This is a genomic window from Sphaerospermopsis aphanizomenoides BCCUSP55 (genome assembly GCF_001586785.1).
Taxonomy (GTDB): Bacteria; Cyanobacteriota; Cyanobacteriia; order Cyanobacteriales; family Nostocaceae; genus Sphaerospermopsis_A; species Sphaerospermopsis_A aphanizomenoides_A.
This window is the reverse complement of sequence record NZ_LUFH02000168.1, coordinates 1-7,206: the sequence shown is the minus strand read 5'-3', so window position 1 is coordinate 7,206 and position 7,206 is coordinate 1. Positions and strand designations below refer to the sequence as shown.

Sequence of the window (7,206 nt, the reverse complement as noted above, 5' to 3'; positions counted from 1 at the left end):
GGGAGGCAGGGGGAGAAAAAGTCGTTTTGATGACAGTAATTTGTATAATTTATTTTTTGGAGTTCCCTGAGAATGAAGAATCTTCGCCCTTATGGGGCGGAAAGTGTCAAAACTGTACTTACTAGTATAAAATTAAAACACTGCCATAATTTTATGCCAAGTTGTATATGTTTATCATTGATGATGTGATTGGGGCATTAGTGGAAGAGGCTGTCGGTAAAGTATTAGATAAATTAGATCACAGTGAAACTAGATTAAAACTCTTAAATAAATTTGGCTTAAAACAGGATGTTCCACCTAATGATTTTGATGGTGTTTATGTTTATACTTTGATTGAGTATGGTGTAGGGAAACCACAGGTTATTTTACAGTTATTGAAAGAACCAGAAATTAAACAAGAATTTCAGCAAGCATTTAGCCGAAATAAAAGTTTTAATATTCAAACATTAGATAAATATATTTAAAGTTCTGATATTGGCGATAAAATCAAAGATCAAAATATTGATTATCGTAGAGAGTTGGCTGAATTTGCCAGTTTATTTATTGAAATTGCTAAACGTGCCAGAACAGCAACAGAAATTTTACAAGACCATAAATTAGATAATTTACAAAATAGTCTAAATCAAATCCGTGAACAGGTAAATCAACTAAGTTTACCAGAAATTCAAAAACAAATTGCCCAATTAGTACAAAGTCAACAGCAATTATTACCACCTGGGGAAATTGTCAGAGAAACGGAATTATGCAAACAATTAAAACAATGGTTTGAAACTCTGGGGTATAAATTTGAAAAACACGAAGTTTTAGAACCAGAATATTTTGAATTGATTATTAATATTCCCAAACGGCGAGGATATGACAGAATTTTTATTCGCGGAGTAGAAGCAGAAGCAAGTATTCATGATGTAAATGCAGTTAAAGAAGCTGTAGAAACTCACAAAACTGATGAAGGTTGGATAGTAGCGCCCCGTCGAGTTAGTAAATTAGCTAAAACCGAAGTTAAAGAAGATAAACAGATTTTTTGTTATACCTTTGATGAATTAATCGAAGCTGATGCAGATTTTAGTGGTTATTTTGAGTGGTTAGAGAATGAAGTTAAAAGTAGAGGAATTGATAAATATTATGTTCCCTTAGCTTGTAGAAAAGAAGAAATTAACCCTAGAACTAAACAGCGAATAGGTGTGAGTCACTATGGTAAAGAAGATGGATGGATTGAACGTTATATTAATGAATGGTTGGCTGACCCAGTTAAAGAACATTTATCTGTTTTAGGAGAATTTGGTACAGGTAAAACTTGGTTTGTTTTCCATTATGCTTGGTTGGCTTTACAAAAATATCGCCAAGCAAAACAAGAAGGTGCAACTATTCCGCGTATTCCTTTATTAATTCCATTAAGAGATTATGCCAAAGCAGTAAGTATTGAATCTCTTTTTTCTGAGTTCTTTTTTCGTAAACATCAAATTGGTTTACCTGGATATTCTGCATTTGAACAACTCAACCGCATGGGCAAATTATTATTAATCTTTGATGGCTTTGACGAAATGGCTGCGCGGGTAGACCGTCAAGCGATGATTAATAATTTCTGGGAATTAGCACAAGTTGTAGGAACAGCAGGAACAAAGGCAATTTTAACTTGTCGGACTGAACATTTTCCAGAAGCATTAGAAGGACGCACACTTTTAAATGCCGAATTACAAGCTTCTACTAAAAATTTAACGGGAGAAACGCCCCAATTTGAAGTTTTAGAATTAGAAAAACTTAATGATCAACAAATTCAACAGGTACTTGAGTTTAAAGCTAAACCAGAAACCGTTGCTAGTGTAATTAACAATCAACAATTATTAGACTTGGCACGTCGTCCGGTGATGATTGATTTAATTATGGAAGCATTACCGGATATTGAAGCTGGTAAACCTGTGGATATTTCCCGTGTTTATCTCTATGCAGTTCGTCAGAAAATGGAACGGGATATTAAAGCTGACCGCACTTTTACCTCAATAGCAGATAAATTATATTTTCTCTGTGAATTATCCTGGGAGATGCTGTCAACGGAAAGGATGAGTTTAAATTATAAAGAATTTCCTGATCGAATTCGCCGTTGTTTTGGACAAGCAGTAGAAGAACAAAAAGATTTAGACCATTGGCATTATGACATGATGGGACAAACCATGTTAATTAGAAATGCTGATGGTGATTATTATCCTGCCCATCGGTCATTATTAGAGTTTTTTGTATCCTATAAATTGGGACGAGAATTAGGCATTTTAGCAGCAGATTTTCAGGACATTGTGGAAGTTCTTCCCTACGACCAAGGAACAATAGATTTAAGTCAAACTTTCGGGAAAACTCTGTTAGCCAAAGCTGTCTTAGATTTGATGTTTCCCATGTTGTCAACAACAGCAAGTCAAAGGTTATTAGCAGAGGTCAAAGCCACGAAAGGTAAAACTGAAACAATCGCAGGTTACTGTGGTAGTAATGCCGTGCAGTTGTTACTCAAAGGTAGTCGTTTTGCTTTAGAAAGACAAGATTTGAGTCAGACAGTAATTAAAAATGTAGATTTTGGTCACGCTAGTTTACACAGTGCAAACTTAAGCGATGCCAATTTAAAAGAGTCGGTCTTTGCTACAGAATTGACTTCAGTTTATGCTGTAGCCTTTAGCCCTGATGGTAAAGTCCTGGCCACAGGAGAAGCAGATGGTAGGGTGAGGCTGTGGAATGCCATTAGCGGTAAGGAGTTATTAACCTTAACAGGTCATAGCAATTCGGTTTGGTCAGTAGCCTGGAGTGCAGATGGTCTAACCTTGGCTAGTGGTAGTGATGATAAGACGGTGAAACTGTGGGATGTGCAGTCTGGGGACTGTGTGCGAACCCTACAGGGTCATAGCAATAGGGTTTGGTCAGTAGCCTGGAGTGCAGATGGTCAAACCTTGGCTAGTGGTAGTGATGATAAGACGGTGAAACTGTGGGATGTGCAGACTGGGAACTGTGTGCGAACCCTAGAAGGTCATAGCAATTGGGTTAGGTCAGTAGCCTGGAGTGCAGATGGTCTAACCTTGGCTAGTGGTAGTGATGATAAGACCGTGAAACTGTGGGATGTGCAGTCTGGGGAATGTATTGCCACCTTTAGCCATCAGTTATATGCAGGGTTGAAGATTAAGGGTGTGAAGGGGTTAAGCCAGGCGGAAATATTAACTTTGAAGGCGTTGGGGGCTGTGGAGTAGGATGACTGTACACAGGTTAAAACTCGTTAAAAATCCCCGACTACTTTGATTACCCTTTTCATTTATTACTAACATGATCTTACAAGTTAGAAATCTGAATATCATCCTGTAAATCCTTAAATCCTGGTTATCCTGATTCTGACAAATAAAATTCCTAACTTTTTAGTAATTGATAATGAAACAAAGACTAGATACATTATTAGTAGATTTAGGTTTATCTCCTTCCCGTCAACAAGCACAACGCCTAATTCAAGCCGGCGAAGTCATGGTAAACCAAACAGTAATTGATAAAGCTGGAACAGAAGTAGATACAACCGCAGAAATTCAAGTTAAAGAACGTCCTCCTTTTGTTTCTCGTGGCGGTGAAAAACTCGCAAAAGCATTAAAAATATTTGGTATTTCTGCAAATCAAAGAATTTGTTTAGATGGGGGAATTTCCACCGGCGGTTTTACCGATTGTTTATTACAAAATGGTGCAGAAAAAGTTTATGGAATTGATGTTGGTTATGGACAAGTTGACTGGAAAATTAGAAATGATGAAAGAGTGATTTTAAAAGAACGTACTAATTTACGAGAATTACAACCAGAGGAATTATATCCTGAAAATGCACCGTTGCCTGATTTAGCGGTGGTTGATGTTTCCTTTATTTCTTTAACTAAAGTTTTACCTGCGGTGTGGCGTTTGACTCAATTTCCTAAAGAAGCAGTTTTATTAGTCAAGCCTCAGTTTGAAGTTGGTAAAAATCGTGTTGGTAAAAAAGGTGTGGTGCGTGATGCAAAAGATCATGCTGAAGCAATTTTTCAAGTTTTACAAACAGCATTAGAATTAGGATGGAAATATCGGGGGTTGACGTTTTCTCCCATTACTGGACCTGCGGGAAATATTGAATATCTGTTATGGTTAAATATAGAAAGTGAAATAACAACATCCCCTGAGTTAGATTTCATTGAACAAATGACTAAATCAGCAGTTGCCAATTTTCGTTAAAGTTGAAAAATTGACAATAAACAATTACCAAAAATAATTAATTATCAATTGTCAATTATCAATTATCAATTGTCAATTCTCCATTATCAATTGTTCATTGATTAATTTGGTATAGTTGGTAATTAGTTTTTCCAATCACCAATTACCAATTACCCAAAAATTTTCACAGGTCGTAGATTAAGCACTCCAACGCATCTGGATACATTTCGCAGTATTCTTCTAAGGAAGTTTGACGATGTTGAGCCTGTTTCTGATGTGCTTTTTCTGCTTGTAATTCTTCTACAATATCCCAAGCTACTGCACAATTGGGTGAATTAATCCCCTGTTCTTCACAGGTAGCACGAGCTTCCACAATTGCTTCCAGAATTGCTTCTTCAATGGTTTTAGAGTTATTTTTGTGGAAATTAATAGCAGAAACTCCGTTCACAGTTGTCATAATACCTTTACTTTTTGTGAGTGAGATAAAGATATCTGGAGCTTACACTTTTAAAGTTGAGAAGAATGTTAGTTATTAACCTTATTTAGATATAGCAGGTGACAGGTGACAGGTGACAGGTGACAGTGGTAAAAGTCTTTGAGTGTTTAAGTTTTAGTTTTGATTAAAGTCCTAACCGTCTTGTCTAAGGCTATACAAAAAATATAGATTCAATAAGCAAATTCGCAAGTTGGAAAATTTCCTGCTTTGCCATCTTGTTCAATTATTTTAGGGAGCATCCCAATTTTGAAAAAATAACCACAGCAACACTAAAAAATCTCCCAAAATCTCTTACCTTTGTGTCCTTTGCGCCCTTTGCGGTTCAATCATATAAAGCCTTGGAGCGTTGATTTCGTTAAATAAACATAAATTTACACATTTGGGATGCTCCCTTATTTTAAGTGTGGAAATTAACAAATTCCACTATAATAAAGTTATTAAATATTTTAAAATTAACTCATATTTTCCCCTAATTCTTCCCGTAACCGATACAAAATTGTATTTTTATCAACTTGGGATAATATCTCTTGAATAACAGTATTAGCGCCTAATTGTCCCCAGGTACAGCCTTTTTCGAGATATACTTGTGCGGCTTTACCGACAGTATAAGCACCATACCCAGCTATACCAGCTTGAGCTAATGCGCTGCTGGCATAAGTAGTAATACTCAGGGGATTATCCCCAGCCGCTATAGCAGCCGTACTTTTACCTAAACCTAATAAAAAACTACTTCCTATTTCTCCTAACAATAAACCACCAGAACTGAATAAAATAGTTTTTAATAAGTTAGTAGCTTCATAACTAGTCATAGGTAAACTGTATAATCTAGCTAAGGAACGAATTAAAGCTAAATCAGCAATTGTTCCCCCAATAATATCTAAAAAAGCAATGGGGTTTAACCCGATAGCGGCGGCTTTATATTTAGCAAATTTCCAAATGATATCTTCAGCTTCTTGTTGACGGAAATCAATGGTTTTTTCAGCTATACTCACTTCTGCATCCCGCGCTTGAATGAGTGCATTTAAAGCTAATAGCGATCGCCCTTCTCGATTTAGTATATTGAGTATTGTTTGCTTCAGTTCATCTACCTGGGGTGGTGGTGTTTCCCACTCATAGCTGACATTCCCATCTGGGTATTCTATCCTAACTTCCATTGGTGCAGGTTCAGCTGCTACCATGACAATTTCATCAGGTAATAACGGTTTATTGTGCAGATTTCCTGCTCCCAATTGTTGTAAATTTTTATAAATAGCTTTCCTATCTATTTCTGGGTACAAATCAATTTTATTGAATACTAAAATCAGGGGTTTTTGGGCTTGGCGTAATTCCAACAACCCTTGATACTCAGTCCGGGTGATATCTCCAGACACCACAAACAAAATTAAATCAGCTTGACGCGCCACATCTCGCGCCATTTGCGCCCGTGCTTCACCCTCAATTTCATCCAAACCAGGAGTATCAATTAGTTCTACAAGTACCTTTCCCCCTGGCTTCCAGCGCACAGAACGAGGCCATTGAGTCACTCCATTAAGTGGTCCAGTTTGGAGAATTTTTTCCCCTAGTAAAGAATTTAAAACCGCAGATTTTCCCCGACTCACCAAACCAAAAGCAGCTATTCTCACTACATGAGAATCTAACTTGTTGAGTGTGGCTGTTAAAGTTTCTATTTCTGCTTTAACCAAACCTGCTAATTCTGGTTTTGATGATAACTGTCCTGACTTGCGGAGATATCCATACCAAGATATTGCTTGCCTAAGACTAGCACGGGCGCGGGTTAAATGAGTTTCTTGTAGGTTACGAACTGAGTTAGGTTGAGACAAGGTAGAAAAAACAATGGATTACATATCCATTTATATCCAAAATTTTCGTTTAGAACAGAGGACTGTGTTCAAAATCCCAGCATTTATTACCATCCCAAGTCCTACCAGAATTTTCACATCTTGCTGAATCTTCTATCCAAGGAATCGACGTAGGATGGTACGAAGTTTCCACATTGGTACTGGGATAAGAATTAAACATAGGTAACACTATACGTAATATACTGAAAGTAGAAATAGGTAAAATCAATAGAAACACGAATATTGTTAAGTTGCCAATAGTCAAAAAGCCTTTGTCAGTAGATTTTATAGCTCGTTTGCTATTGTTTAATAATCGTTTTCGAGTGTATAAAAACATGACTAATACTCTAACCCTTATAACCGTGAAGAAAAGAAGTTTTTTTGCTTGACAGTCATAATTGAGCATATTCACTGAAAAGTAAAAATGGAAAACATAAAATATTTAAATAATTGATTGTATTTAGTGATTTTATATACTAGTAAAAGCTTGAAAAATAGCAAAAAACCATTGATTTAGGTCTATATTAACCATAATTAAATTTGATTACTTACGAAGTAATACTTAAGTAATATAAATGTTCGATTTATTGCATAAATGCTAATGGATGTACGTTTAGGCAGGGTTTTGAAAATTTTGCTCTGACCTTCCCAAATTAGTACATATATACTACAATAGCTGTAGGG

General features: G+C 36.3%; 4 protein-coding genes and 1 pseudogene. 2 read left to right on the top strand and 3 right to left on the bottom strand.

What is annotated here, in order from left to right; all coding sequences use genetic code 11:
* Positions 1-167: 167 nt before the first annotated feature.
* Together A0J48_RS25445 and A0J48_RS25440 are read left to right on the top strand one after the other, a co-directional pair.
* A pseudogene (locus A0J48_RS25445) lies at positions 168-3,122 on the top strand (NACHT and WD40 repeat domain-containing protein); the annotation flags it as partial.
* Positions 3,123-3,393: 271 nt separating this feature from the next.
* The gene (locus A0J48_RS25440; RefSeq protein WP_200327361.1) at positions 3,394-4,209 is read left to right on the top strand and encodes a TlyA family RNA methyltransferase; all 816 of its coding nucleotides are present in this window, start codon (positions 3,394-3,396) and stop codon (positions 4,207-4,209) included.
* A 163-nt stretch (positions 4,210-4,372) separates the two neighbouring features.
* On the opposite strand, the gene A0J48_RS25435 is transcribed toward A0J48_RS25440, so the two are convergent.
* The 3 genes from A0J48_RS25435 to A0J48_RS25425 all read right to left on the bottom strand — a co-directional run bounded on the left by A0J48_RS25435 (position 4,373) and on the right by A0J48_RS25425 (position 6,859).
* On the bottom strand, positions 4,373-4,645 hold the full coding sequence (locus tag A0J48_RS25435; protein WP_200327360.1) for a Calvin cycle protein CP12: 273 nt from the start codon (positions 4,643-4,645) through the stop codon (positions 4,373-4,375).
* A gap of 491 nt (positions 4,646-5,136) precedes the next feature.
* On the bottom strand, positions 5,137-6,504 hold the full coding sequence (locus tag A0J48_RS25430; RefSeq protein ID WP_200327359.1) for a GTP-binding protein: 1,368 nt from the start codon (positions 6,502-6,504) through the stop codon (positions 5,137-5,139).
* Between the two features lie 49 nt (positions 6,505-6,553).
* A complete protein-coding gene (locus A0J48_RS25425) occupies positions 6,554-6,859 on the bottom strand; it encodes a hypothetical protein (protein WP_200327358.1) in 306 nt (101 codons plus the stop codon).
* Between the last annotated feature and the right edge of the window lie 347 nt (positions 6,860-7,206).